The organism is Sphingopyxis sp. FD7, assembly GCF_003609835.1.
GTDB lineage: Bacteria > Pseudomonadota > Alphaproteobacteria > Sphingomonadales > Sphingomonadaceae > Sphingopyxis.
Map to the genome: position 1 here is coordinate 2,108,635 of NZ_AP017898.1, position 26,593 is coordinate 2,135,227.

Here is a 26,593-nt window from a genome sequence, read left to right on the forward strand (position 1 = left end):
AGGGGTACAGGCCCGCATACACCACGCTCGACTGCACGTGCCCCTCCACCATGCTTCGCATGGTCCCCCTCCCCGTTCCGGGGAGGATCGCTAAATCTCGAACGAAACCCCCTGCGCCAGCGGCAGCGCATCCGAATAATTCACCGTATTCGTCGCGCGCCGCATATATTGACGCCAGGAATCCGACCCGCTCTCGCGCCCGCCGCCGGTCTCCTTCTCGCCGCCGAACGCCCCGCCGATCTCGGCGCCGCTCGTGCCCAGATTGACGTTGGCGATGCCGCAATCGCTTAGCGCCAGGAAGCGTTCGGCTTCGCGCATGTCGGTGGTGAAGATCGCCGACGACAACCCCGCGGCGACATCATTGTGCAGCCGGATCGCGGCGTCGAGTTCGTCGTAGCGCATCACATAGAGAATCGGCGCAAACGTCTCCTCCAGCACCGGCCCGACCTGTCCCGGCATCTCGACAAGCGCGGGGCGGACATAGTAGCTCGCTCCCTCGCCCACGCGCGCGCCGCCATGCACCACGCCGCCTGCCGCTTTCGCAGCCGCCAGCGCCGCCTGCATGGCATCATAAGCTGCGCGGTCGATCAGCGGTCCCACGAGCACGTCGCCTTCCAGCGGATTGCCGACGCCGACGCTGGCATAGGCCGCCTTCAACCGCGCGATAAAGCCGTCATAAATGCTGTCGTGGACGAACAGCCGCCGCGTCGTCGTGCAGCGCTGCCCCGCCGTCCCCATCGCGCCGAAGGCCACGCCGCGCAGCGCGAGGTCGAGGTCGGCCGAGGGCGCGACGATCACGCCATTGTTGCCGCCGAGTTCGAGGATCGCGCGCGCAAAACGCTGCGCGAGGCGCGGTGCGACCGCGCGGCCCATCCGCGTCGATCCGGTCGCCGAGACCAGCGCCACGCGCGCGTCGTCGACCAGCGCCTCGCCCGCCTCGCGCCCGCCGATCAAAAGTTGCGACAGGCCTTCGGGCGCGTCGCCGAACCGCGCCGCCGCCCGCTCGAAAATCGCCTGCGTCGCCAAGGCCGTCAGCGGCGTCTTTTCCGACGGTTTCCACACCACGCTGTTGCCGCACACCAACGCCAGCGCCGCATTCCATGCCCACACCGCCACCGGAAAGTTGAACGCCGAAATCACGCCGACAACACCCAGCGGATGCCACACCTCCATCATCCGGTGCCCCGGCCGCTCGGTCGCGATCGTCAGGCCGTATAATTGCCGCGAGAGACCGACCGCGAAATCGCAGATGTCGATCATCTCCTGCACCTCGCCCGCGCCCTCGGAGGGGATCTTGCCCGCCTCGATCGTCACCAGCCGCGCCAGATCGTCCTTCGCTGCGCGCAGTTCCTCGCCGAACAGCCGGACGAGTTCGCCTCGGCGCGGGGCGGGGACGTGGCGCCACGCGCGAAAGGCCGCGGTCGCCTTGTCCAGCGTCGCGTCGATCGCCGCCGCGTCGGCGACCCGCACCATCGCCACCTGCTCGCCGGTCAGCGGCGTGAGCGACGGCATCGACCCGTCGGTCCACAGAGCGCGGTCCACCCCCAGCCCGTCGAGCAACCGCCCGACATCATCGCCGATCCCGGCCATTGCTTATCCTTTCGCTCTCGTCATTGCGCCGCCCTCTAATCCCCTTGCCCCGTTCGTGTCGAGCGAAGCATGTGCCGAGCATATCGAAGCGTGGCGACGCGCCGAAGGCGCGCGCGAAGAATGGGCATCTCGACTTCGCTCGATGCGAGCGGCTAAGGGGAGCGAATAAAGGAGAGTCCAACGTGTCCGAACTGCCGCCGTCAGAGCCCCTTGTCCCCGTCCCCGCCGACGCCGCCGCGAACACGCATTGCACCGCCGCCGATTACGACCGGCTCTATCGGCAGAGCGTCGAGGATCCCGATAGTTTCTGGGCCGAACAGGCGAAGCGCATCGACTGGATCACCCCGCCGACCAGAATCGCGAACTGGTCGTTCGATCCCGTCGACATCAAATGGTTTGAAGACGGCGTCCTCAACCTCTGCCACAATGCCATCGACCGCCATGTCGCCGCGGGACATGGCGACCGCACCGCGATCATCTTTGAACCCGACGCGCCCGACGGCGAGACGCGGCACATCAGCTATGCCGCGCTGCTCGCCGACGTCGTGCGTTTTGCGAACACGCTGAAGAAGCTGGGCGTTCAGAAGGGCGACCGCGTCACCATCTATATGCCGATGATCCCCGAAGGCGCGGTGGCGATGCTCGCCTGCGCGCGCATCGGCGCGGTGCACAGCGTCGTCTTCGGCGGCTTTTCGCCCGAGGCGATCCTCGGCCGCATCGAGGATTGCGGCAGCGACTGGGTGATCTGCGCCGACGAGGGGCTGCGTGGCGGCAAGACCGTTCCCTTGAAGGCCAATGTCGACAAGGCGATCGAGCGCGTCGATGTCAAAGCCGTGCTCGTCATCGCGCACACCGGCGGCGACGTCGCGATGAAGGAAGGCCGCGACCATTGGTACGACGCGTTGTCGGCCGATGTCGGCGACGAATGCCCATGCGAGCCGATGAACGCGGAAGACCCGCTGTTCATCCTCTACACATCGGGATCGACGGGCAAGCCCAAGGGGGTGCTTCATACCGTCGGCGGCTATAGCGTGTGGACCGCCAGCACCTTCTATTATGGCTTCGATTATCGCGCGCTTGAGATTTTCTGGTGCACCGCCGACATCGGCTGGGTCACGGGACACAGCTATGTCGTTTATGGCCCGCTCCAGAATGGCGCGACGACCTTGATGTTCGAGGGGGTGCCGAACTATCCCGACCACGACCGCTTCTGGCAGGTCGTCGACAAGCATCGGGTCAACATCCTCTACACCGCGCCGACCGCGATCCGCGCGCTGATGCGCGAGGGTGACGATTATGTGACGCGGCATAACCTCTCGACGCTTCGCCTGCTCGGCAGCGTCGGCGAACCGATCAACCCCGAGGCATGGCGCTGGTATCATCAGGTCGTTGGCAAGGGCCGCGTGCCGGTGATCGATACCTGGTGGCAGACCGAGACCGGCGGCATCATGATCACCACCCTGCCCGGCGCGCACGCGATGCAACCGGGGAGCGCGGGCAAGCCCTTCTTTGGTATCCGTCCCGAACTCGTCGATGCCGACGGCAAGACCCTGGCGTGCGAACAGACCGGCGGCGCAGCCGAGGGCAATCTCTGCATCACCCACAGCTGGCCGGGGCAGGCGCGGACGATCTACGGCGATCACACCCGCTTCGCCGACACCTATTTCTCGACCTACAAGGGCAAATATTTCACCGGCGACGGCTGCCGCCGCGACGGTGACGGCTATTGGCGCATCACCGGGCGCGTGGACGACGTCATCAACGTGTCGGGGCACCGCATGGGCACCGCCGAGGTCGAAAGCGCGCTCGTGCTGCACGAGGATGTCGCGGAAGCCGCGGTCGTCGGCTTCCCGCACGACATCAAGGGCCAGGGCATTTACGCCTATGTCACCCTGAACGCCGGGGTCGAACCCACCGACGCCATCGTCGCGGCGCTCAAGCAGCAGGTCCGCAAGGAAATCGGCCCGATCGCAACCCCCGACCATATCCACCTGACCCCCGCCCTGCCCAAGACGCGGAGCGGCAAGATCATGCGCCGTATTTTGCGCAAGATCGCCGAAAACGACTTTGCTTCGCTGGGCGACACCTCGACGCTCGCCGACCCGAGCCTGGTCGACGGGCTGATCGAGGGGCGACAGAACAGGTAAGTCAATTTCGCATTTGGGGCTTGATCGGCAATCATGACGCTCGCGTTCTTAGGCGTCATTGCGAGCGCAGCGAAGCAATCTCCAGCTTGCGTAGCATCCGGACGATAGCTGGAGATTGCTTCGCTGCGCTCGCAATGACGGAGTGGCGTCTACAATGATGAACAGCTTATCGCCGGATCAGAACCGGAAGTCCGGCAATTCCGCCAGCGCGATCCCCAGCGCTTCGGCCCAGCCTTCCGACACGCGGCGGAAATAGGGGTCGTCGCGCTCGAAGCGGCGCTCGCGCACGGTGGTGAAATCGTCGCGCTCGTGGATCTTGAGGTCGATCGGCAGGTCGACCCCCGCGTTCGCGCGGATTGTCGAATCGAACGAGACACAGAGCAATTTCACCGCATCCTCGAACGACATCGCGGGGTCGTACGACCTGACGATGATCGGACGGCCATATTTGGTCTCGCCGATCTGGAAAAAGGGATTGTCCTCCCCCGCCTCGATAAAATTGCCCTCGGGATAGATGAGGAACAGCCGTGGCTCCGAACCCTTGATCTGGCCGCCGACGATCAGCGAGGCGCGAAACAGCGACTCCGCCGCGGGGCCCTCCTCGCTGTGACGCATCACGACGCTGCGCAGCGTTTCGCCAACGATCGTCGCGACCTGAAACATCGACGGCGCTTCGAGGATCGAGGGATGACGGTCCTCGGGCGCCTTGGTGCGCTCGTCGAGCAGGCTGACGACCGCCTGCGTCGTCGCCAGATTGCCCGCCGACATCAAGGTGATGACGCGCTCGCCCGGCACGTGCCAGCTGCGCATCTTGCGCACCTGAGAGATATCGTCGACGCCGGCGTTGGTGCGCGTGTCCGACATGAACACCAGCCCCTTGTTCAGCCGCATTCCCACGCAATAGGTCATTTCGTCCCGTAATCCCCGCCCCGGTCGCCCTGAATCGTCCCCGCCCGCTTATTGCTGGACCTGCAACTGGACAACCAGATTTTCCTGCCCCGCGCCATAGCGCATCCCGCGCACCGGCGCGGCATCCCGATAGTCGAGGCCCGTCGCGACGCGGATATAGCGCCGGTCGGGCGAATGGCCGTTGCTGACGTCGAAGCCGATCCAGCCGATATGGTCGAAATGCGCCTCCGCCCAGCCGTGCGTCGCATCCTGGTGCGTGCGGTCGTCCATCATCAGATAGCCCGACACATAGCGCGCCGGATGCCCCAGATGACGCATCGCGGCGATGAAGATATGCGCATGGTCCTGGCACACCCCGCCCTCGCCGCCGAGTGCCTGTTCGGCGCTTGTCTCGGCATCGGTGACGCCAATGCGATAGGGCAGCTTGTCCAGGATGAGCGCCGACAGCGCGTGCGCGCGTTCGATGTCATTGGCATGATCGCGGCCCAGCTCGGCGGTCAGCGACCGCACCCCCCGCCCCGCGCGCGTCAGCGGTGTGGGACGCAGGAAGGTCCAGAGCGGCATCGGCCCGCGGTGCGACCCGATCACCCCGTCCCAGGTGATGAGTTCGACCTCGCCGGTGCAGCGAATGACGAGTTCGCTCGCACCGCCATCGACCGCGACGAGATCGACGCCATTGCCATGATGGTCGGTGTAATGAAGCTGCTGCGCGCCGCCCTCGATCTCGATCCGCCAGTCATGGATCAATTGCTGCCCCGGCCGCTCCTTGGGCGTCAGCTTGAGCTGCTGGAGCGCATAGCGAACCGGGCTGTCATATTGATAATGGGTGATATGTTCGACGCGCAGCCGCATCTTCACTCCACAAAGCGGTAATCGCGCTCGATCTGCCGCGCGAGCGCGGCGTTGGCGCGAAGGAAGTCGGTGATGAATTCGTGCAGGCCGCCGTCAAAGATCGACGCGATCGGGCGCGACAACCGGTCGTGGCAGATGGACGCGCCCATCCGCACCGCCTCGGTCTCTTCCCCATAGGCGCGCGCCAGCCAGCCGAGATTGTCGTTCATCTTGTCGCAGCAAAAGGCCAGGCTGCGCGGCATCTGTTTATAAAGGATCAGAAACTCGGCGATCTTCAGCGCGCTGATTTCGGTGCCGTACAGCCAGTGATAGGCGCGGTGCGCCGACACCGACCGCAGGATCGTCTCCCACTGCACATTGTCGATCGAGGTGCCGATATGTGCCACCGAAGGCAACAGCAGATAATATTTGACGTCGAGGATGCGCGCGGTGTTGTCGGCGCGCTCGAGGAAGGTGCCGAGGCGCGAGAAATTATAGCCGTCGTTGCGCAGCATCGTTCCCGCAAAGGCGCCGCGCACCAGCCCGCTCTGCTGGCGGATCGCCGCAAGCACATCGGGCAGATCATCCTCGCGCACCTGCCGCCTCAGCAGGCTGCCCAGCGTCATCCAGCTCGTATTCACCGCCTCCCACGCTTCGCGCGTCAGATAGGTGCGCGCGGTGCGGGCATTGTCGCGCGCCTGCTTGATCACCGACAGGATGCTCGACGGATTGGCGGGATCGCGCAGCATGAAATCGACCACGCGCTGCGAGTGATAGTCCTGATGCGCCTGTCGAAACGCATAATCCTGTCCCGCGGTCACCAGCACCGACCGCCATTCGTCGGCGGCGGTGTTCGACCGCGTCAGCGCGATGCGAAAGCCTGCGTCGATCAGCCGCGCGTTGTTTTCGCTGCGCTCCAGATAGCGCGCCATCCAGTAAAGCGCCCCGGCGGTCTTCCCTAGCATGGGCGCGCCCTCCTCCCCTCCCGCTTGCGGGAGGGGTAGCGAGGCTTGGCAGCTTGCTGCCTAGCCGCAGCGGGGTGGGTCTGCGGCGCTAAGCGAATACCCACCCCGCTGCGACTAGCGAACAAGCTCGCAAGTCTCGCTGCCCCTCCCGCAAGCGGGAGGGGAGTGGAAGGGCTTCGCCGGATGACAATCAGGCCCATCAATCCTCCAGCACCCACGTATCCTTGGTCCCGCCGCCCTGGCTCGAATTGACCACCAGCGATCCCCTGGTCATTGCCACGCGCGTCAGCCCGCCGGGCGTGATGCGAATGCCCTGCGGCGACATCAGCACGAAGGGGCGCAGGTCGACGTGGCGCGGCGCCAGCCCCGCCTTGGTAAAGATCGGCACGGTCGACAGCGACAACGTCGGCTGCGCGATATAATTGCGCGGATTGGCCTCCAGCTTGGCGCGGAAGGCCGCGATCGCCTTCTTCGTCGCCGCCGGGCCGACGAGCATCCCGTAACCGCCCGACCCATGCACTTCCTTGACCACCAGTTCGGGCAGGCGGTCGAGCACTTCGCGCAGATGCTCCGGCTCCGAGCAGCGCCAGGTCGGCACATTGGGCAGCAACGCCTTCTCGCCCGTATAAAACTCGATGATGTCGGGCATATAGCTGTACAGCGCCTTGTCGTCGGCGATCCCGGTGCCCGGCGCATTGGCGATGGTGATCCCCCCGGCGCGATAGACGTCCCAGATGCCCGGCACGCCGAGCAGCGAGTCGGGCCGGAAATTGAGCGGGTCGAGGAAGTCGTCGTCGACGCGTCGATAGAGGACGTCGATCGGCGTATAGCCCTGCGTCGTGCGCATCGCCACCCGCCCATCGACGACGCGCAAATCATGCCCCTCAACCAGCTCGGCGCCCATCTGGTCGGCAAGGAAACTATGCTCGAAATAGGCGCTGTTGTGGATGCCCGGCGTCAGCACCGCAACCGTCGGAGTGCCCCCACAGGCGGGCGGCGCGCAAGCAGCGAGCGATTTCAAAAGGTTGAGTGGATAATCGCCGACCTCGCGAACCGAAATCTTCGCGAACAGCTCGGGAAACATCTGGAGCATCGTTTCGCGATTTTCGAGCATGTAGGAGACGCCCGACGGCGTGCGCGCATTATCCTCGAGCACATAAAATTCGTCGGCGCCGGTGCGCACGACGTCGATGCCGCTGATATGCGTATAGACGCCGCCGGGCGGGTCCATGCCCATCATCATCGGCAGGAAGGCCTCGTTGCGCGCGATAAGTTCGACGGGAACGCGCCCGGCGCGCAAAATCTCCTGCCGGTGATAAATGTCGTGAAGGAAGGCGTTGAGCGCGCGCACGCGCTGCTCGATGCCGCGCGACAGCCGCCGCCATTCGCTCGCCGAGATGATGCGCGGGACGACGTCGAAGGGGATCAGCCGCTCGTCGGCCTCATCCTGGCCATAGACGTTGAAGGTGATGCCCGTGGTGCGGAAAAAGGCTTCGGCCTGCTGGGCCTTGCGCTGGATGCGCGCTGCGTCTTCGCGGTCGAACCAGTCCGCATAGTCGCGATAGGGCGCCCGGACCGCGCCATCCTGTCCCGTCATCTCGTCGAAAAAGGAAATGCCCCAGCCCTTTCCACGCAACATGCCGTCGGCCCGGTCGCGCGCGCTGGTCGGCGTGCGCGACCCCAATTTCCTGCCTGCTGCGTCGCTTGTCTGGCTACGCGGCCGCCAAGCTTATGATGGCGATGCTAATCGCGCGCCCGCGCCTTGGCAAGCGGGCTTGTAAAGCCCGGCGCTGCCGTAACTTCATGGAGTAGGCCGGTTATTCCCTCGTCACCCCGGACTTGATCCGGGGTCCATGGCCTCGCCGCAGTCATGGATGCCGGATCAAGTCCGGCATGACGAAGGAAGACCGAATCAAATCGCCCCGTGGCAATGCTTGTATTTGCGCCCCGATCCGCACGGGCACGGCGCGTTGCGGCTGATTTCCAGCGCGGCATAGGGGTTCTCGCCCTTGGCGATGTCGTGCTTGGGCACCTGCATCGGCGGCAGGGTGTTCGCGATCACGCCCAGCGATCCCGCGTCGACGTCGGCGCTGTTGTCCTCACCGGTGAACGGGTCGATGTGCGTCGTCAGGAAATCGGGAAGCTCGGGAAGCGGGAGCGGCTCTGGCTCCTCGAAGCGCAGGTCGAGGCGGGCGACGGTGCGCGTCACATCCTCGCGGATGTTCGACAGCATCCGCTCGAACAGCGCGAACGCCTCCTGCTTATATTCGTTGATCGGCTGTTTCTGCGCATAGGCGCGCAGGAAGATGGCCTGACGCAGCGCGTCGAGCGTCGCAAGATGGTCCTTCCAGTGATGGTCGAGCGTCTGGAGCAGGATCGACTTTTCGATCCCCTTCCAGGTTTCGGCATCGACCAGCGCCGCCTTTTCGGCCGCGGTTGCATCGGCCATCTGCTGAAGCCGTTCCTCGAACACTTCCGGATCGACGGCGTCCTCCTGCATCCAGTCGTCGATCGGCGGGTTGAGGTTCAGGATATTCGCCACCCGCTCCTTCATCGCCTCGACATTCCATTGTTCGGGATAGCTTCCCGGCGGGCAGGCGTCGGCGACGATCGCATTGACCGTCTCGGCGCGCATCGCCGCCATCACCTCGTCGACGGTCTCGCTGTCGATGATCTCGCCGCGCTGTTCATAGATGACCTTGCGCTGGTCGTTCATCACATTGTCGTATTCGACGACCTGCTTGCGGATGTCGTAATTGCGCGCCTCGACCTTCTTCTGTGCGGTCTCGATCGCCTTCGACAGCCATTTCGACCCGATCGCCTCGCCATCCTCCAGATTCTTGTTCATCATCTTGGCGAAGAGCGTGTCGGGGCCAAAGATGCGCAAGAGGTCATCGTCGAGGCAGAGATAGAACTTCGACAGGCCGGGGTCGCCCTGGCGCCCCGAACGGCCGCGCAGCTGATTGTCGATGCGGCGGCTTTCGTGGCGCTCGGTCGCGAGCACGAACAGCCCGCCCGCGGCCTTCACCGCCTCGCGCTCGGCGGCGACTTCCTCACGGATGCGCGCCTCGGCGGCGTCGCGCTCGGGGCCCGCGGGCATGTCTTTGAGCTCATCCTCGATGCGGAACTCTTCGTTGCCGCCCAGTTTGATGTCGGTGCCGCGACCCGCCATGTTGGTCGCGATGGTCACCGCGCCGCGACGCCCCGCCTGCGCGACGATATGCGCCTCGCTTTCATGGAAGCGCGCGTTCAAAACGCTGTGCGCGACGCCTTCCTTTTCGAGGAAGGAGGAGAGCAGTTCGGACTTTTCGATCGACACGGTGCCGACGAGCACCGGCTGGCCGCGCTCCTGCGCCTCGCGGATCGTGCGCGCGATCGCGCCGAACTTGTCGGTGATATTCTTGTAGAACTCGTCTTCCTCGTCGATCCGCGCGATCGGGCGGTTGGTCGGGATGGTGACGACGTTCATCTTGTAGATGTCGAAAAACTCGGCCGCCTCGGTCGCCGCGGTGCCGGTCATGCCCGAAAGCTTCGGATACATGCGGAAATAATTCTGGAAAGTGATCGATGCGAGCGTCTGGTTCTCGGGCTCGATCTGCACGCCCTCCTTCGCCTCGACCGCCTGGTGCAGGCCGTCGGACCAGCGGCGCCCCTCCATCATCCGGCCGGTGAACTCGTCGATGATGACGACCTTGCCGTCCTTGACGATATAGTCGGTGTCGATGCGGAACATCTGGATCGCCTTCAGCGCCTGGTTGACGTGATGGACGATCTGGGTGTTCTCGATGTCATAGAGGTTGCTGCCCTGGAGCAGCCCGGCGGCTTCGAGCAGCCGCTCGACATGCTCGGTGCCCTCTTCGGTCAGGCTGATCGACTTGGACTTCTCGTCCTTCTCATAATCCTCGTCGGTGAGCTGGAGCACGACCTCGTTGACGCGAACATAGAGTTCGGACTTGTCGTCGGTCGGGCCGGAGATGATCAGCGGCGTGCGCGCTTCATCGATCAGGATCGAATCGACCTCGTCGACGATGCCGAAATTGAACGGGCGGTGGACCATCTGCGCGCGGTCGAACTTCATATTGTCGCGCAGATAATCGAACCCCAGCTCGTTGTTCGTGGCATAGGTGATGTCGCTGTTATAAGCCTCGCGCCGCTGCGTCTCGTTGAGATTGGGGACGATCACCCCGGTGGTCAGCCCCAGAAAGCCATAGACGGCCCCCATCCATTCGGCGTCGCGGCGCGCCAGATAGTCGTTGACGGTCACGACATGGACGCCCTTGCCCTCGAGCGCGTTCAGATAGCAGGGCAGCGTCGCCATCAGCGTCTTGCCCTCGCCCGTCGCCATTTCCGCGATCTCGCCACGGTGAAGCACGACGCCGCCGATCATCTGGACGTCGAAATGGCGCATGCCCAGCGTGCGCACCGCCGCCTCGCGCACCGTGGCAAAGGCTTCGGGCAGAAGGTCGTCGAGCGTCTCGCCCGCAGCCAGCCGTTCGCGGAACTTTGCCGTCTGCGCCTGCAATCCCGCGTCATCGAGCGCCTGCATCGCAGGCTCGAAGGCGTTGATCTTGTCGACGATCTTGCGGATCGAATTGACGTAACGGTCATTGGACGAGCCGAACAGGCTCTTGGCAAGGCCGGAGAACATGGAAATATCCTTGGAATATCAGTTGGATGTGCGGCGACGACAGACGCGCGCATGTCGAAAAAGAACGCCCATGGCGGGGCGGCGCCCAGGTCAGGGACGAGGAACGGAGCGCTATTCGAGCGCGCGGTCGCTTCCGGTGAGCAGTCCGGGAAGGTGCGGCGGCGCCGCCTTGCGCGGCTTGGTGCAACTCGTCGCGCTGCGCCGCGTCGGCGCATTGGTCGCGGGGCGGCGGACGCTGTCGCCCGCCTCGACCTTGGCCGAGCTTTCAGCGAGCAGCACGAGCGACCCCATCGCCGCCGGCATGGCGGGCGCGGCAACCGCCCGGTCGGCACTCGCCAGACCGGTCAGCAACGCCAAAAGGGTCAACAACAACCGCAAGAATCGCCCCTCGTTTTTCGTGACGGAGCGGAAATTATTGCGCCCCGTTCGCTGAACATAGGGTGAAAGCGGGACGGCGTCTAGGGGTGAGCGGAATGCCCGCATTGGGGTGGTGAGCTTCCGGTCCTCCCCCGCAGGGGGAGGGGGACCATGCGAAGCATGGTGGAGGGGTACGGGCCCGCATAGGCCGCGTTCGACCGATGGTGCCCCTCCACCACCTTCGGTGGTCCCCCTCCCCCTGCGGGGGAGGATCGTAACGGCCACTTCCGGTCGTTAGCGGACATTACCCCAATTGCGGATTCAGCTCCTTCACCTCCTGCAAGAAACTCTTCGGCTTCTTGAACAACCTGCTCTTCCGGTTGACCTTCAGCCCCACGACCTCGGCCAGCTCCATCACGAAATGGACGCAGTTGCGCTTGTTCAGGCTGTAACTCGGCTGCTTGCGGTCGCGCCATTCGGCGACCTTGGCCAGAATGCGCGCATAGGTCGCGTCGTCGACGACGACATCGAACTGGTGGTCGCTCTTGGCGATATAGTCTGGCTTCGACGATTCGACCTTGCCCTTCACCGATCCGAACAGGATCGCCGGGCTCACCGACACGGCGGTAAAGCCGTAATTGGCATCGACCGCCTCACCCGTCGCATCAAGCTTGCCCTTCATCACGATGAAGGCGTGCGGAAAGCGGTCGCCGAAATCATGGCTGTAGAAGCTGACCGTCACCGCGGCCTGCGCCGACGCGAAACAGAGCAGCAACAGCGAGGCGAGCATCAGGGGAAAGCGCAGCATCTTGAGGCTGATACCGGCCGCGCGACGCTCCGCCAAGCCGCGATTGCCGCTTGACGGACATGTCAACTTCGCATCTTGTGAAACTGACACAAATGTCAGGAGGGAGCGGATGACGCGGAAGGCGATTTTCATCACCGGCGGGGGTTCGGGCATCGGCCGCGCGGTTGCGCGTCATTTCGCGGGCCAGGGCTGGTTCGTCGGCATCGCCGACGTCAATGCGCAGGGGATCGACGAAACCGCCGCGCTGCTTGCCGACGGCGCCGCGTCGCGGCACGTCATGGACGTGCGCGATCGCGACCAGTGGAAGGCCGCGCTCGCCGACTTCGGCCGCGCCAGCGGCGGTCGCCTCGACGTGCTGTTCAACAACGCCGGCATCGGGTCGGGCGGCCAGTTCATCGACATGGCGCCCGAAGAGGCCGACCGACTGATCGCGATCAATTTCGGCGGCGTCGTCAACGGCATCTATATGGCGCTGCCGCTTCTGCGCGCGACGCCGGGATCGGCGATCCTCAACACCGGGTCGGCGTCGGGATTCTATGGCGTCGGCGGGCTCGCCGTCTATTCGGCGACCAAATTCGCCGTGCGCGGGCTCACCGAAGCGCTCGAAATCGAGTTCGCCAAGCATGGGATCAAGGTGCGTTCGCTGATGCCGGGCTTCATCGACACGCCGCTGCTCGACCAGGTCAGCGCCGACAGCAACGAACCGGCGCGCAACCGGCTGTCGGCGAGCGGGTTCGAGATTTCGCCCGTCGAGGATGTCGCGCGCGCCGCATGGGATGCGGTCCACGGCGACCGGGTGCATGTGCCCGTCGGCAAGATGGCGCGCCGCCTGTCGCGCCTCGCCCGCTGGTTCCCCGGTCTGATCGCGCGCCAGTCGAAGAAGGTCGACGGACTGGGCACGGCAGGACATTGACGGCGGACGGAGCGACATGCGCGAGCGACTGGCTCGTCATTCGCGCAGCCCCCGCAACGCCGCCCCCGCCGCGAACGGCCCGATCGCGGTGAGCAGCAGGCTCGTCGCCGCCAGCAGCTTCACCGCGCCGCGCCCCGACGGGTCGAGCATCCCGGCGCCAAAAATCAGCAATGGCACCGCGAGCGGCAGCACGAGCAGCCCGCCGATGGCGCTGCCGCCCTTGTGGCCGGCGGTCAGCGCGGCGCTGAGCACCGCCAGCGAGGCGAGCGCCGGAACCGCGACGGCGATGCCCGCCGCGAGCGTTTCGACGCGCGCGCCATCCTGCGCGAGCAATGCCGATGCGGGGAGCAGCGCGATCAGCAAAGGCAGGCCGAAACCAATGGCATGGGCGCCGATCTTCACGGCCGCGATCACCTCGTCGGCGAAGCCACGCACCGCGAGCTGATCGAGCACGCCCGCTTCCTTGTCGGGCTTCACCAGGCGGTCGATCGGCAGCAGCGCGGCGAGCAGCGCCGCCACCCACAGCATCCCGCCTCCCGCACGCCGCAGCAGCGGCGCATCGGGGCCGACCGCGAAGGGAAAGGCGGTCGCGACGAGCAGGAAGAAGAGGACCGGCAGCCACAGCGCCCCACTGCCCCACGCGCGGCGCAGGTCGCGCAAGAAAAGGGCGATGAGCGCGGTCACGCGAGCGCCCCCATGTCGAGTTCGGCCAGATCCGGCACCCCCAGCGCAAAATGCGACGCGAGCAGCACTGCCCCGCCATTCGCCCGATGCGTCGCAATCGCGGCCATCAGCCGGGCCGCCGCGGCTTCGTCCATGCCGTTCGCGGGTTCGTCGAGCAGCCAGATCGGCGCGCCGCCGGCAATCACGCGCGCCATCGCCGCGCGTTTGCGCTGGCCGGTCGAGAGCATCGCCACCGGCACATCGGCCAGAGGATCGAGCGCCATCGCGTCCATCGCGCGATCAACCGCGTGGCCGTCGACCGTATCGACCCGCGCCCAGAAATCGAGCGCGCGGCGCAAGGGGAGTTCGGGATCGAGCGCCGCCGCCTCGTCGATCAGCGCCACCCGTCCGCGGCGCACGACCGTTCCCGCGGCGGGGCGCAGCAGCCCGGCGGCGAGGCGGATCAGGCTCGACTTGCCCGCGCCATTAGGCCCGCGCAGCCACAGCGCGTCGTTGCGGCTGAGCGCGAATGACAGACCTTCAAACAACAGCCGGTCGCCGCGAATGCACGCCACGCCGTCGAGCGCGAGCAGAGTCGTCACGACATATCCTCGAGCGCGTGCATATCGTCGTCCGAAAAGCCGAAATGATGCCCGATCTCGTGGATCAGCACATGACGCACCAGCCAGTCGAGCCGCTCGCCGCCCTCGATCCATTCGACGAGGATGGGGATGCGATACAGCGTCACGCGGTCGGGCATCCCGCCGCTTTCGCCGATGCTGCGTTCGGTGAGCGGGCGCCCTTCGTACAGCCCCGTGAGATCGTAAGGATGCTCGATGTCCAGCGAGGCGAGAATCTCGTCGCTGGCAAACTCCTCGATCGAAATGACGAGATTGCGGATATGCGGCTTGAACACATCGGGCATCGCGCCAAGCGCCGCCTCGGCCATCGCGAACAGCGCGTCGGCGTCGGGGGCGGCGCCGGTCCATCCGGCGGGCAGGTTGCTCTTGTCGCTCATCGCGCCCTTCCTTATGGGCCGGGCACGATATTGACCAGCGGGAGAAAGACAATGGTCCGGAAACTTGACGATGCTCAGCGCAGCGCGCTGCTCGCCCGCTTTCCTGAATGGACCTATGAACCCGTCCGCGACGCGATCTCGCGCCAGTTCAGGTTCGCCGATTTCGCGCAGGCGTTCGGCTTCATGGCGAGCGTCGCGATCATCGCCGAAAAGATGGATCATCACCCCGAATGGTCGAACGTCTACAATCGCGTCGACGTCCTGCTGACGACGCACGATGCGAACGGACTTTCGGAGCGCGACGCGAAGCTCGCCGAAGCCATCGAAGCGCTGCTCTGAGCCCCGCTCAGAGGATTTCGCGCACCTTGTCCTGCGGACGGCACAGCCGCACGCCCTTGTCGGTTTCGACAAGCGGGCGTTCGACATAGGCGGGGTTCGCCGCCATCGCCGCGATGATCGCGTCGGGGTCGGCATCGGGCAGGCCGCGCTCGGCCGCGTTGGTGCCGCGCAGGCGCAGCGCGTCGCGCGGGGCCAGCCCGGCGTCGGCGAACAGCTGGCGCAGCTTCGCCGCGTCATAGGGATTTTTGAGATATTCAACGACGGTCAGTTCGACGCCCGGCGTCTCCTGAAGGATCGCCAGCGTCTTGCGCGAGGTGCCGCAGGCGGGGTTGTGCCAGATGGTCGCTTTCATGTTCATGGGCCGCGTCCTAATGCCGCCTTACCGCAGCGTAAACCCGCTATTCATGGCATATATGGCACAATTGCCCGCATGAAGGGGAACCACCAGCTTGCCTTTCGCGGCGGAACCACGATTTATGCAAGGTCGAGGGACCGTCAAAGGGCGGCCGATGCGGGGTTGCTGTCAAAGTGAGTGAATTGATCGATCGCAGGGCATTGCTGGCCGGGCTCGCGGGCGCGGGGGCACTGGCCGCCCTGCCGGCGCGGGCGCAGCTTCCGAACTGGGTCCAGCAGCCGATGGCGCCGCCGCCGGTCGACTATCTGGCCGTGGCGAAGAAGCAGCTTGCGATGCAAGGGCGCAACATCCCGCAGACCGACCGCGTCGGGGTGGTCGATTTCGGCCTGCCGTCGTCGCGCCCGCGCTTTGCGCTGGTCGACATGGTCGCGGGCACGGTCGACCTGTTTCCGGTGACGCACGGCCGCGGGTCGGACCCACAGCATGACGGCTGGCTCAAAAGCTTCTCGAATCGCGTCGGCAGTCTCGCGACCTCGCGGGGCGCCTATCGCACCGGCGACTATTATTGGGGCGCCAACGGGTCGTCGATGCGGCTCGCGGGGCTGGAACCCGACAACAGCAATGCCGACGTCCGCGCCATCGTTGTCCACGGCGCCTGGTACGCCGACCCGGCGCTCATCGCGACGCAGGGCAAGCTGGGGCGGAGCGAGGGGTGCTTCGTGTTCGGCGAAGAGCTGTTGCCGATGATTCTCTACAAGCTCGGCCCCGGACGGCTGCTCTTCGCCGACCGGCTAAGCGCGCCACCGCCGCTGCCCGCGCCATTCGACCTGCCCGCCGACCCGCTGCCCGGCATGGAGAATCTGCGCCGCGCGAGTTCGGTGAACGGACCGCTGCCGACGACGGCCGATTGAGCGAAAGCCGAACCAGGCGCCGTTCACCAACCATCGCCATCCCGGATCAAGTCCGCGATGACGATGAAACAGTGACCTGCTTTCCGGCCGCGACGGGCCGTCGGCAACCTAATCCCCCGTCCCGCAGGACACCGACCCGCTGCCGACATTGCGCACCGTGCAGACCGGCCGCCCCAGCACGACCGTCCGCCCGATCCCGCGCGCCGTAATCGCGGCGCTCTTGACCGCGCGCAGCCGATGATCGCCCGCGCCTTCGCTGTCGCTGACCAGTTCGTCGACCGCGAGCGCGCCCGCATCGACCATGCCCGCGCCCGACAACGTCATTTGCGCCTTCTTCGCCTTGCCGCCGAGCGTCATCGTGCCGTTGCCGATCATTGCGACCTGTAGCCGGTCGGCCGCCACCGCCTCGACCGTCAGCCGCCCCGGCCCGCGCAGCCCGACCATCGCACGCTGCCCCGCCAGCCGGTCGATGGCAAGCGATCCCGCGCCCGCCAGCGTCGCGCTCCGCAGATTGGCGGCGTTGACCCGCACGATCACCGGCCCGCGCGGTCGCCCGCGCTTCTCATCGCCCGCAAACTGCCGCTCGCTGATCACCAGCCGACCGTCGCGCGCCTCGACGCTCAGCCGGTCGAGCGCATCCTGTGGCCCCGTCGCCACCGCGCTCACCGGGGCGCGGCTGACGACCTCGACCGCCACATCGGCCTGCACCTCGATCGCCTCGAAGCTGGTGAGACCATAGCGTTTCTCGGCGCCCGATGCGGGTGCGGCCAGAAACAGGGTGCTTGCCGCCCATGCGGCCCAATACAGCGGGCTGGTCATGGCGCCATCCTATCGCGTCGGGCGGGACGGCGCCATAGCCGCGTCATTTGCAGATTGCGTCGCCCGATCCCAGCGCCCGCGTCGAACATTTGGCGCCGCCGCCGATCGTCGCGTCGCCCGACCCCAGGATGTTGATGTCGGCGCTGTCGCTCGCTTGCGCATCGACGTCGCCCGATCCCGCAATCGACACGTCGAGCGTCGAAGCCCTGAGATCGCTCGCCGCGATGCTGCCCGATCCCGTCACGTCATAATTTCCCGTGCCGATCGCGCCGCCGCCGACCGCGAGGTCGCCCGACCCGGTGATGGCGAGCTTGGCGCGTTTGCCGTTCATCGCCGCGATCTTGAGGTCGCCCGATCCGGTCACCACCGCTTCGACCGCGTCGCCCTCGACCGCATCGGCGTCGATCGCGCCCGAACCCGTCAGGCGCACTGCCCGAAGCGCGGGCATCACGACCGTCACCTCGACCGCCTGATCCCCGTCGAAACGGAGCATCGAGTCCTTGCGGCCGATCGACAGCATGTCGCCGTCGAGCTCGATTTCCAGTTCGTCGATCACCGCCTGCGGCCCGCGCGCGACGATCGAGAAATTGTCGCCGCGGCGGATCGTCACGTCGTCGGGGCCCGTCACCTTGACGCCGGTAAAACCGGTCAGGTCAAAGCCCTGCGACTTCGTCGGCCCCGCTTCGACCGTGCGCTTGCCGTCCTTGCTCTCGTTCGCCATCTCGGCGCTGCACGCCGTCACCGTCATCGCAAGCATCAGCGGCAGCGCCGCCATCGTCCAGTTCCGCATCGAGAATCTCCTTTGTGTATTATTTGCATAACACACGCCCGGCGGGCCTGTCCAGAGGCGCCGCCATCTTGTCGCCACCTTCCTGCGCCAGAGCCGCGGCATGAAAGACCGGTTCGAACGTCACAAACAGCCGTGGACCGCGGCCGAAATCGACAAGCTGCATATGCTCGCAAAGAAAGGCATGGCGCTCAAGGCGATTGCAAAAGCGCTCACGCGAAGCGAGGAATCGGTGAAAACTCGCGCCAAGGCCGACGGGCTGTCGATCGCCAGGCTGCGCTGAGCCGTCGATGGGCCTCGCCGAATATGACGCCATCGTGCTGGGTGCCGGCGCGGCCGGGATGATGTGCGCCGCGGTCGCGGGGCAGCGCGGGCGGCGCGTCCTGCTGCTCGACCACGCCGATCAGGCGGGCAAGAAGATCCTGATTTCGGGCGGCGGGCGCTGCAACTTCACCAATATCCACACCGCCCCCGACCGCTTCCTGTCCGCCAACCCCCATTTCGCGAAGTCGGCGCTCGCGCGTTACACCCCCGCCGACTTCATCGCGCTCGTCGAAAGATATGGCATCGCCTATCACGAAAAGACGCTGGGCCAGCTTTTCTGCGACGGGTCGGCCAAACAGATCGTCGCGATGCTGCTCGACGAATGCGCAAAGGGCGGCGTCGACGTCCGCTGCGGCCAGCCGGTCGGCGCGGTGGACCATGCCGACGGGCGATTCCGCATACGCTTCGGCAGCGCCGACTTTGCCGCACCCAATCTGGTCATCGCGACCGGCGGCCCTTCCATCCCCAGGATGGGGGCGAGCGGCGTCGCCTATGAGCTTGCGCGTCAATTCGGCCTCAAGGTCGTCGAGCCGCGCCCCGCGCTCGTCCCGCTGACGCTCGGCGGAGACGATGTGTTGTTCCGCGAACTGTCGGGCGTCGCAACCCCCGTCGATGCGCGCGCGGGCAAGGCCGCCTTCCGCGAAGCCGCGCTCTTCACGCACAGGGGCCTGTCGGGGCCCGCGATCCTTCAGATCAGCAGCTATTGGCGCCACGGCGAACCGGTGACGATCGACTTTCTGCCCGATGCCGCGCCAGGCTGGCTGCTCGAGGCGAAGCGCAAAAGGCCGCGCGCGACGCTGGCGTCGGTGCTTCCCCTGCCCGACCGCCTTGCGCAGACGCTCGCCGACCGCCTCGCGCTGTCCGGCGAACTCGGCGCGCAGACCGACCGCAGGCTCGCCGACGCCGAAGCGCGCCTCAAGCGCTGGATATTCCATCCCAACGGCACCGAAGGCTTCGCCAAGGCCGAGGTCACCGTCGGCGGCATTGCGACCGCGAACCTCTCCTCGCAAACAATGATGGCCAAAAGCGTGCCGGGACTGTATGCGGTCGGCGAAGCCGTGGACGTCACCGGGTGGCTGGGCGGCTATAATTTTCAATGGGCCTGGGCCAGCGGACACGCCGCGGGTCAGGCGCTTTAGGAAAAGATCAACCTATCATTCCCGTCATGCTGAACTTGTTTCAGCATCCATGGCCTGACGCTGCGACCTTGGGCCATGGACCCTGAAACAAGTTCAGGGTGACGACATATTTGGCGGCAAAGCAGCGCCGCACAGGACAAGAAGAGCAATGCCTTTCGACCATCTTTCGCCCGTCCTTGCGGACGCCCTCACCACGCGCGGCTATGAAGCGCTCACCCCCGTCCAGGCGCAGGTCACCGAAGAAGGGGCCAAAGGCCGCGACCTGCTCGTCTCGGCGCAGACCGGATCGGGCAAGACCGTCGCCTTCGGCCTCGCCATGGCCGACGAGTTGATCGAGGACGACCGCCTGCCCTTTGCCACCTCGCCGCTGGCGCTGATCGTCGCGCCGACGCGCGAACTCGCGCTCCAGGTCAGCCGCGAGCTCGGCTGGCTCTATGGCAAGGCCGGCGCGCGCATCGCAACCTGCGTCGGCGGCATGGATGCCAGCCGCGAGCGCCGCAACCTCAACCAGGGAGTCCATATCGTCGTCGGCACGCCGGGGCGCCTGCGCGATCATCTCGAGCGCGGCGCGCTCGACCTTTCGGCGCTCCGGGTCGCGGTGCTCGACGAGGCCGACGAAATGCTCGACATGGGCTTTCGCGAGGATCTGGAGGAAATCCTCGACGCGACGCCGCAAACGCGCCGCACTCTCCTTTTTTCGGCGACGCTTCCCAAGCCGATCGTCCAGCTCGCCAAGCGTTACCAGCAGGGCGCCCTGCGCATCTCGACGGTCGGTGAAGACCGCGGCCATGGCGACATCGCCTATCAGGCCGTCACCGTCGCCCCCGCCGACATCGAAGGCGCGGTGGTCAATCTGCTCCGTCTCCACGACGCCGAAACCGCCATGCTTTTCTGCGCGACGCGCGACAATGTCCGTCGCCTCCACGCCAGCCTTGTCGAGCGTGGATTCGCCGCCGTCGCGTTGTCGGGCGAGCATAGCCAGAATGAGCGCAACCAGGCGCTCCAGGCGCTGCGCGACCGCCGGGCCAAAGTGTGCGTCGCTACCGACGTTGCGGCGCGCGGTATCGACCTGCCAAGCCTCAGCCTCGTTATCCACGTTGAAATCCCGCGCGACGCCGAAACGCTGCAGCATCGGTCGGGTCGCACCGGACGCGCGGGCAAAAAGGGCACCGCGGTGATCATCGTCCCCTATCCGCGCCGCCGCCGCGTTGACGGGATGCTGCGCGGCGCGCGGATCGAGGCCGAATGGATGGACGCGCCGACCGCCGCCGACGTGCGCGCGCGCGATCAGGAACGGTTGATCGAAAAGCTGCTCGAGCCACAGGATCATGAGGCCGAGGATATGGAGCTCGCGCGGCGGTTGATGGCCGAGCGCAGCCCCGAAGACATCGCCGCCAGCCTGGTGCGCGCGCACCGCGCGCTGATGCCGCCGCCCGAAGAGCTTCTCGACAGCGGCCCACGCCCGCGCGGCGAAGCGCGCGACCGCAAAGACCGCCCGGATCGCGGCGAGCGCCGCGACCAGTTCGACGACAGCGTCTGGTTCCGCCTCAACATCGGCCGTCGCCAGAACGCCGACCCGCGCTGGATCCTGCCGCTGCTCTGCCGCCGCGGCCATGTGACGAAGCACGAAATAGGCGCGATCCGCATCGGCCCGTCCGAAACCTTGTTCAACATCCCCATCGCCATCGCCGACCGTTTCGCCGAAGCCGTGCGGCGCACCGCGAATCAGGATGGCGAGGATGATGCGGGCGTCGCGATCACCCCGGCGCCGGATGGCCCGACCTGGCCGCCGCGCCGCGACAAGGGCGCTCCCAAGGGCGGCCCGCGCGGTTCGCGTGGTCCCGGCGGCAATACCGAACGCTACAAGCCCAGGCCCTATGGCCAGCGCAGCCCGCGCCGTCCGGCGAAGTAAAACCCCCGGATCCCCGAGCGAAGACGAGGGGCCCGTTCGAGCGAAGCGAGACCGTCCGTCACCTGGTCCGCCTCGACTTCGCTCGGCGCAGTCCCTCGTCTTCGCTCGGGAAATCGGCGGTTGAGGGTTGCACCCCTCCCTGCCTCACCCCAGATGGGCCGGACAGCAGGAGCGCGCGCCATGAAAGCCATCCAAGCCTTCATCGAAAACCAGGGCGGACCCGAGGTCATCGACTGGCGCGAGGTCAGGCTGGACAAGCCCGGCGCCGGACAGCTGCTCATCCGTCAGACGGCGATCGGGCTCAACTATATCGACATCTATCACCGCGACGGCACCTATCCGGTCGACCTTCCCGGCGGGCTGGGGCTCGAAGCGGCGGGCGAGGTGATCGCGGTCGGCGAAGGCGTCCACGGCTTCAAACCCGGCGACCGCGTCGCGACCTTCGGCCCCGAGCGCAGCGCCTATGCGAGCGCGCGGCTAGTCAAGGCGTCGTCGCTGTTCAAGCTGCCCTCGGCCATCGACGACGAGATCGCCGCCGCCGCCTTACTCAAGGCCTGTACCGTCGAGGCGCTCGTCGAGCGCTGCGCAAAGGTCGAGGCTGGCTGGCCCGTCCTCGTCCATGCCGCGGCGGGCGGGGTCGGGCTGATCCTGGTCCAGTGGCTCAAGGCGATCGGCGCGACCGTCATCGGCACCGTCAGCACCGAGGCGAAGGAACAGGCCGCGCGCGAGGCCGGCGCCGATCATGTCATCCGCTACAAGACCGACGATGTGGCCGCGCACGTCCGCGAGATCACCGACGGCCAGGGCGTTCCCGTCACCTTCGACGGCATCGGCATGGCAACGTGGGACGTGTCGCTCAAGGCCACCGCACGACGCGGGCTGATCGTCAGCTATGGCAATGCCGGCGGCCCCGTCACCGGCGTCAACCTCGGCATTCTCGCGCAGCATGGCTCGCAGTTCGTCACGCGGCCGACGCTGTTCGATTATTATCTCGACCCCGGCGAACGCGCCGCGGGCGCCGAACGCGTTTTCGGGATGATCGAAAGCGGCGCGGTGAAGGTCACGGTCGGGCAGCGCTATGGCTTGCAGGATGCGGCACGGGCGCACGCCGATCTGGAGGCTGGACGGACAACGGGGTCGAGTTTGCTGATTCCCTGAAAGCTCCCCTCCCGCAGGCGGGAGGGGAGCAATTACGCCTTCAACCGCTCCGCATGCCACGCGACATGCTCGGCCATGAAGGTCGAGATGAAATAATAGCTGTGGTCATAGCCCGGCTGCATCCGGATTTCGGCTTTCTGGCCGTTCCGCTCGCACGCCGCGACGAGCAATTCGGTCCTGAGCTGCTCGGTCAGGAAATCGTCGGCGTCGCCCTGATCGACGAGCAGGTCGGGGACGCGCAGCCCGTCGTCGAGCAATGCGCACGCATCATAGGTGCGCCACGCCTCGCGGTCGTCGCCCAGATAATGGCCGAGCGCCTTTTCGCCCCAGGGGCAGTGGATCGGCGACACGATCGGCGAAAAGGCCGAGACAGAGCGGAAACGGTCCTGATTGCGAAGGCCGATGGTCAGCGCGCCATGCCCGCCCATCGAATGGCCGGTGATCCCCTGCCGCGTCAGGTCGGCGCTCGGGAAATTGCGCAGGATCAGCGACGGCAGTTCGTCCTCGACATAGGATCGCATCCGATAGTGTTTTGCCCAGGGCTCTTCGGTCGCATCGACGTAGAAACCGGCGCCGAGACCAAAGTCCCAGCCGCCGTCGGGGTCGTCGGGGACGCCCTCGCCGCGCGGGCTGGTGTCGGGTGCGACGAAAATCACGCCATGCTCGGCACATGCCGCGCGATACTCGCCCTTTTCCATCACATTGGCGTGGGTGCAGGTCAGCCCCGACAGATACCAGAGCATGGGCAGCTTCGCACCCGGCGCGTGGTCGGGAACGAAAACCGCAAAGCTCATGTCGGTGCCGGTCGTCGTGCTCGCATGCCTGTACACGCCTTGCGTGCCGCCGTGGCTGCGAATGGTGGAGAGGGTTTCGAGGGTCATGGCTTGTCCTGAACGGGGATGGTCGCGGCGCGGGGAACATGGCCCCAATGACGGAGGAGGTCCAGTATCGCCGCGCCCGACAGCCCCAGCGTCGCGGTGTTGCGCAGCGGGTGGACGTTGACGCGCTCGGCCGTCGCGAGCCCCGCCTCGATGACGACGGCGATGCTTCCCGGCTCGGCATTGATCGCGGCAAGCGGCGTCACCGACCCCGGCGCGATACCGAGCAGCCGCTGCATGTCGTCGGCCTTGCCGAAGCTCACACGCTTGCAGCCGATCGCGCCTGGCAGCGCCTTCAGGTCGACGCGCGCGTCCGACGGGACGGTGACGAGCCAAAAAACGCCGCCCGCGTCCTTCAGGAACAGATTCTTCGTATGCGCGCCGGGAATATCAGCATTCACCGCATCGCTTTCGGCGACAGTGAATACCGCAGCATGTTCATGCGCGGTGAAGGGGATCGCCAGCGATTCGAGGTCGGCCAGCAAGCCCGCTTCACCGCGCATCGACACCCCGGTTCAGGCGACGCGGTGGAGCGCGCAGAGCTTGTTGCCCGACGGGTCGCGCAGATAGGCCAGATAGAGCTGACCGAAACCGCCTTCGCGAATGCCCGGCGGATCTTCGATCGCGGTGCCGCCATTTTCGACCCCCGCCTTGTGCCAGGCATCGGCCTGTTCGGGCGTGTCCATCGCGAAACCGACGGTGCAGCCATTGCCCGCGGTCGCCGGCTGGCCGTCGATCGGTGCGGTCACCAGGAACAATCCGCCCTTGTGCATATAGATCAGCCGCCCCTTGTCATCGACGATCCCCGGCTTGCCGCCGATCGCCTGAAAGGTCGCGTCATAGAATTTCTTCGATGCCTCAAGGTCGTTCGATCCGACCATATTATGACTGTACATGCTTCCGCTCCTGCTGTTTTTGGTTGCGATTCGCTACCTATCGCCTCTTTGCGACTAACGAAAGACCACCGTCTTGCGCCCGTCGATCAGCACCCGCTGTTCGGCGACCCAGCGCACCGCTTTCGCGAGCACCTGCGCCTCGACATCGCGGCCGATGCGGATGAGGTCGTCGACGCTGTCGCGGTGATCGACGCGCTCGACCGCCTGTTCGATGATCGGACCTTCGTCGAGATCGCTCGTCACGAAATGCGCGGTCGCGCCGATCAGCTTGACCCCGCGCTCGTGCGCGCGGTGATAGGGCTTAGCGCCCTTGAAACCGGGCAGGAAGCTGTGGTGAATGTTGATACAGCGCCCGGCGAGCTTCGTTGACAAATGCTCCGACAACACCTGCATATAGCGCGCGAGCACCAGATAATCCGCGCCGCCGCGCGCCATCACGTCGAGGATCGCCGCTTCCTGTTCGGCGCGGTTTGCGTCGCTGACGGGCAGATAGTGAAAGGGCACGCCGTGCCATTCGGTCAAGCGGCGAAGATGTTCGTGGTTCGACACCACGCCGACGACGTCGATCGCGAGATTTCCCGTCGACCAGCGGTGGAGCAGGTCGTTAAGGCAATGGCTGCCCTGCGACACCGCGATCACGAACCGCGGCTTGGCGCTGCAATCGCTGATCCGCGCATCCATCTGGAAGCGATGGGCGACAGGCGCAAAGGCGTCCTGCACCCCGGCCAGGTCGCCCGGAAAGCGCGGCCCCGCGCCGCGAAACGCGACGCGCATGAAGAAGCGCCCCGAATCGAGGTCGGCATATTGCTGGCTGTCGAGGATGAAGCCGTCGCGTTCCGCGAGCAGCCCCGTCACCGCCGCGACGATACCCACCGCGTCGGCGCAGCTGAAGGTCAGGACATAAGGCCCGGTCACATTCTTGTACCCCTCACTCGGCAATTCCGTGTACCCCGCGAAGGCGGGGGTCCATCACCCGCCCGCGCCAGCTGGCACCGTTCGGAGATGGATCCCAGCCTTCGCGGGGACACACCAGCTTATGATCGCTTCGGTGCGCGTATCAGTACACGACGACGCTGCGGATGCTTTCCCCCGCGTGCATCAGGTCGAACCCCTTGTTGATCTCTTCCAGCCCCATCACATGCGTAATCATCGGGTCGATCTCGATCTTGCCCTGCATATACATGTCGACGATCTTCGGCACGTCGGTGCGCCCCTTGGCGCCGCCGAACGCCGTGCCGCGCCAGTTGCGCCCGGTGACGAGCTGAAACGGCCGCGTCGATATCTCCTTGCCCGCTTCGGCGACACCGATGATGATCGAGGTGCCCCAGCCGCGGTGGCAGGCTTCGAGCGCGATCCGCATGACCTCGGTATTGCCCGTCGCGTCGAAGGTGTAATCGGCGCCGCCGTCGGTCATCGTAACGATCGCCGCGACGACATCCTCGCGGCTCATGCCCTTGGAGTGCAGGAAATCGGTCATGCCGAACTTGCGGCCCCATTCCTCGCGCGCCGGATTGATGTCGACGCCGATGATCTTGTTCGCGCCGGCAAGCCGCGCGCCTTGGATCACGTTGAGCCCGATGCCGCCGAGGCCGAAGACAACGACATTGTCGCCGACCTGCACCTTCGCCGTGTTGATGACCGCGCCGACGCCGGTGGTGACGCCGCAGCCGATGTAGCAGCTCGTCTGGAATGGCGCATCCTCGCGGATCTTTGCGACCGCAATCTCGGGCAGCACGGTGAAGTTCGAGAAGGTCGAGCAGCCCATATAGTGAAAGATCGGCTGGCCCTTATAGGAAAAGCGCGTCGTGCCGTCGGGCATCAGCCCCTTGCCCTGCGTCGCGCGGATCGCGGTGCAGAGGTTGGTCTTGCCCGAAAGGCAGCTTTTGCACTGGCGGCATTCGGGAGTGTAGAGCGGGATGACATGGTCGCCGGGCATTACCGACGTCACGCCCGCGCCGACCTCGCGCACGATCCCTGCGCCCTCATGCCCCAGCACGCTCGGAAAAATCCCCTCGCTGTCGAAACCGTCCAGCGTATAGGCGTCGGTGTGGCAGATGCCCGTCGCCATGATCTCGACCAGCACCTCGCCCGCCTTCGGGCCTTCCAGATCGAGTTCGACGATTTCGAGCGGCTTTTTCGCTTCGAACGCAACGGCGGCGCGGGTCTTCATCGGCGGTCTCCTTCTCGGCGCTCCCAATCAGGCAAATGGATCGGCAATGCAAGCAT

At 66.0% G+C, this 26,593-nt stretch carries 27 protein-coding genes; 8 read left to right on the forward strand and 19 right to left on the reverse strand.

Annotated elements, in window-relative coordinates:
* Positions 1–90: 90 nt before the first annotated feature.
* Positions 91–1,590, reverse strand: a complete 1,500-nt coding sequence (gene amaB / locus SPYCA_RS09930; protein ID WP_120220047.1) for an L-piperidine-6-carboxylate dehydrogenase — start codon at positions 1,588–1,590, stop codon at positions 91–93.
* A 182-nt stretch (positions 1,591–1,772) separates the two neighbouring features.
* Here amaB and acs point away from each other — a divergent pair, with 182 nt between their 5' ends.
* On the forward strand, positions 1,773–3,737 hold the full coding sequence (gene acs / locus SPYCA_RS09935; protein ID WP_120220049.1) for an acetate--CoA ligase: 1,965 nt from the start codon (positions 1,773–1,775) through the stop codon (positions 3,735–3,737).
* Positions 3,738–3,914: 177 nt separating this feature from the next.
* Here acs and SPYCA_RS09940 read toward each other — a convergent pair whose 3' ends face one another.
* The 7 genes from SPYCA_RS09940 to SPYCA_RS09975 form a co-directional block, all read right to left on the reverse strand.
* Positions 3,915–4,646: a peptidase gene (locus tag SPYCA_RS09940; RefSeq protein WP_120220051.1), complete on the reverse strand. Its 732-nt coding sequence runs from the start codon at positions 4,644–4,646 to the stop codon at positions 3,915–3,917.
* Between the two features lie 48 nt (positions 4,647–4,694).
* Complete coding sequence (locus tag SPYCA_RS09945; RefSeq protein WP_120220053.1) at positions 4,695–5,498, reverse strand: transglutaminase family protein; 804 nt, start codon at positions 5,496–5,498, stop codon at positions 4,695–4,697.
* Positions 5,499–5,500: 2 nt separating this feature from the next.
* On the reverse strand, positions 5,501–6,442 hold the full coding sequence (locus SPYCA_RS09950) for an alpha-E domain-containing protein (protein WP_120220055.1): 942 nt from the start codon (positions 6,440–6,442) through the stop codon (positions 5,501–5,503).
* A 199-nt stretch (positions 6,443–6,641) separates the two neighbouring features.
* Positions 6,642–8,081, reverse strand: a complete 1,440-nt coding sequence (locus tag SPYCA_RS09955; protein ID WP_120222259.1) for a circularly permuted type 2 ATP-grasp protein — start codon at positions 8,079–8,081, stop codon at positions 6,642–6,644.
* A gap of 273 nt (positions 8,082–8,354) precedes the next feature.
* The gene (secA, locus tag SPYCA_RS09965) at positions 8,355–11,090 is read right to left on the reverse strand and encodes a preprotein translocase subunit SecA (RefSeq protein ID WP_120220059.1); all 2,736 of its coding nucleotides are present in this window, start codon (positions 11,088–11,090) and stop codon (positions 8,355–8,357) included.
* Positions 11,091–11,201: 111 nt separating this feature from the next.
* Positions 11,202–11,459 (reverse strand): hypothetical protein, encoded by a 258-nt coding sequence (locus SPYCA_RS09970; RefSeq protein WP_232003259.1) that lies wholly within the window; start codon positions 11,457–11,459, stop codon positions 11,202–11,204.
* 292 nt (positions 11,460–11,751) lie between these two features.
* Positions 11,752–12,255 (reverse strand): hypothetical protein, encoded by a 504-nt coding sequence (locus SPYCA_RS09975; RefSeq protein ID WP_120222260.1) that lies wholly within the window; start codon positions 12,253–12,255, stop codon positions 11,752–11,754.
* Positions 12,256–12,364: 109 nt separating this feature from the next.
* On the opposite strand from SPYCA_RS09975, the gene SPYCA_RS09980 reads away from it, so the two are divergent.
* Positions 12,365–13,168, forward strand: a complete 804-nt coding sequence (locus tag SPYCA_RS09980) for an SDR family oxidoreductase (RefSeq protein WP_120220062.1) — start codon at positions 12,365–12,367, stop codon at positions 13,166–13,168.
* A gap of 36 nt (positions 13,169–13,204) precedes the next feature.
* Here the strand turns inward: SPYCA_RS09980 and SPYCA_RS09985 are convergent, their stop codons facing one another.
* From SPYCA_RS09985 to SPYCA_RS09995, 3 genes are read right to left on the reverse strand one after another with little or no spacing between them, the layout of a single operon-like run.
* Positions 13,205–13,852: a heme exporter protein CcmB gene (locus SPYCA_RS09985; RefSeq protein ID WP_120220064.1), complete on the reverse strand. Its 648-nt coding sequence runs from the start codon at positions 13,850–13,852 to the stop codon at positions 13,205–13,207.
* Complete coding sequence (gene ccmA, locus SPYCA_RS09990) at positions 13,849–14,433, reverse strand: heme ABC exporter ATP-binding protein CcmA (protein WP_232003260.1); 585 nt, start codon at positions 14,431–14,433, stop codon at positions 13,849–13,851. Before ccmA ends, SPYCA_RS09985 begins: the two co-directional genes overlap by 4 nt.
* On the reverse strand, positions 14,430–14,849 hold the full coding sequence (locus SPYCA_RS09995) for a metallopeptidase family protein (RefSeq protein WP_120220067.1): 420 nt from the start codon (positions 14,847–14,849) through the stop codon (positions 14,430–14,432). The genes ccmA and SPYCA_RS09995 overlap by 4 nt, the downstream gene beginning before the upstream one ends.
* Positions 14,850–14,900: 51 nt before the next feature.
* Between SPYCA_RS09995 and SPYCA_RS10000 the strand changes: the two genes are divergently transcribed.
* The gene (locus tag SPYCA_RS10000; RefSeq protein ID WP_120220069.1) at positions 14,901–15,188 is read left to right on the forward strand and encodes a 4a-hydroxytetrahydrobiopterin dehydratase; all 288 of its coding nucleotides are present in this window, start codon (positions 14,901–14,903) and stop codon (positions 15,186–15,188) included.
* 7 nt (positions 15,189–15,195) lie between these two features.
* Here SPYCA_RS10000 and arsC read toward each other — a convergent pair whose 3' ends face one another.
* Complete coding sequence (gene arsC, locus SPYCA_RS10005) at positions 15,196–15,540, reverse strand: arsenate reductase (glutaredoxin) (protein WP_120220071.1); 345 nt, start codon at positions 15,538–15,540, stop codon at positions 15,196–15,198.
* 176 nt (positions 15,541–15,716) lie between these two features.
* Between arsC and SPYCA_RS10010 the strand changes: the two genes are divergently transcribed.
* Positions 15,717–16,454, forward strand: a complete 738-nt coding sequence (locus tag SPYCA_RS10010) for a murein L,D-transpeptidase catalytic domain family protein (protein WP_120220073.1) — start codon at positions 15,717–15,719, stop codon at positions 16,452–16,454.
* A gap of 108 nt (positions 16,455–16,562) precedes the next feature.
* On the opposite strand, the gene SPYCA_RS10015 is transcribed toward SPYCA_RS10010, so the two are convergent.
* A complete protein-coding gene (locus SPYCA_RS10015) occupies positions 16,563–17,273 on the reverse strand; it encodes a head GIN domain-containing protein (RefSeq protein ID WP_120220075.1) in 711 nt (236 codons plus the stop codon).
* Positions 17,274–17,316: 43 nt separating this feature from the next.
* Entirely contained in the window at positions 17,317–18,063 is a 747-nt protein-coding gene (locus SPYCA_RS10020; protein ID WP_120220077.1) for a head GIN domain-containing protein, read from the reverse strand.
* 100 nt (positions 18,064–18,163) lie between these two features.
* Here SPYCA_RS10020 and SPYCA_RS10025 point away from each other — a divergent pair, with 100 nt between their 5' ends.
* From SPYCA_RS10025 to SPYCA_RS10040, 4 genes are all read left to right on the forward strand, one after another.
* Positions 18,164–18,343 carry a hypothetical protein gene (locus SPYCA_RS10025; protein ID WP_120220079.1) on the forward strand — a complete coding sequence of 60 codons (180 nt, stop codon included), beginning with the start codon at positions 18,164–18,166 and terminating at the stop codon, positions 18,341–18,343.
* 7 nt (positions 18,344–18,350) lie between these two features.
* A complete protein-coding gene (locus SPYCA_RS10030; RefSeq protein ID WP_120220081.1) occupies positions 18,351–19,523 on the forward strand; it encodes an NAD(P)/FAD-dependent oxidoreductase in 1,173 nt (390 codons plus the stop codon).
* Between the two features lie 148 nt (positions 19,524–19,671).
* Complete coding sequence (locus SPYCA_RS10035; RefSeq protein WP_120220083.1) at positions 19,672–21,435, forward strand: DEAD/DEAH box helicase; 1,764 nt, start codon at positions 19,672–19,674, stop codon at positions 21,433–21,435.
* 180 nt (positions 21,436–21,615) lie between these two features.
* Positions 21,616–22,593, forward strand: coding sequence for a quinone oxidoreductase family protein (locus tag SPYCA_RS10040; protein ID WP_120220085.1), 978 nt, complete (start codon positions 21,616–21,618; stop codon positions 22,591–22,593).
* Positions 22,594–22,625: 32 nt separating this feature from the next.
* Here SPYCA_RS10040 and fghA read toward each other — a convergent pair whose 3' ends face one another.
* From fghA to SPYCA_RS10065, 5 genes are all read right to left on the reverse strand, one after another.
* The gene (fghA, locus tag SPYCA_RS10045) at positions 22,626–23,474 is read right to left on the reverse strand and encodes an S-formylglutathione hydrolase (protein WP_120220087.1); all 849 of its coding nucleotides are present in this window, start codon (positions 23,472–23,474) and stop codon (positions 22,626–22,628) included.
* Positions 23,471–23,974, reverse strand: coding sequence for a prolyl-tRNA synthetase associated domain-containing protein (locus tag SPYCA_RS10050; RefSeq protein ID WP_120222261.1), 504 nt, complete (start codon positions 23,972–23,974; stop codon positions 23,471–23,473). Before SPYCA_RS10050 ends, fghA begins: the two co-directional genes overlap by 4 nt.
* A 12-nt stretch (positions 23,975–23,986) precedes the next feature.
* On the reverse strand, positions 23,987–24,367 hold the full coding sequence (locus SPYCA_RS10055; RefSeq protein ID WP_120220090.1) for a VOC family protein: 381 nt from the start codon (positions 24,365–24,367) through the stop codon (positions 23,987–23,989).
* Positions 24,368–24,421: 54 nt separating this feature from the next.
* Positions 24,422–25,282, reverse strand: a complete 861-nt coding sequence (gene purU / locus SPYCA_RS10060; RefSeq protein WP_172595031.1) for a formyltetrahydrofolate deformylase — start codon at positions 25,280–25,282, stop codon at positions 24,422–24,424.
* Positions 25,283–25,424: 142 nt separating this feature from the next.
* On the reverse strand, positions 25,425–26,537 hold the full coding sequence (locus tag SPYCA_RS10065; protein ID WP_120220094.1) for an S-(hydroxymethyl)glutathione dehydrogenase/class III alcohol dehydrogenase: 1,113 nt from the start codon (positions 26,535–26,537) through the stop codon (positions 25,425–25,427).
* Positions 26,538–26,593 lie beyond the last annotated feature (56 nt).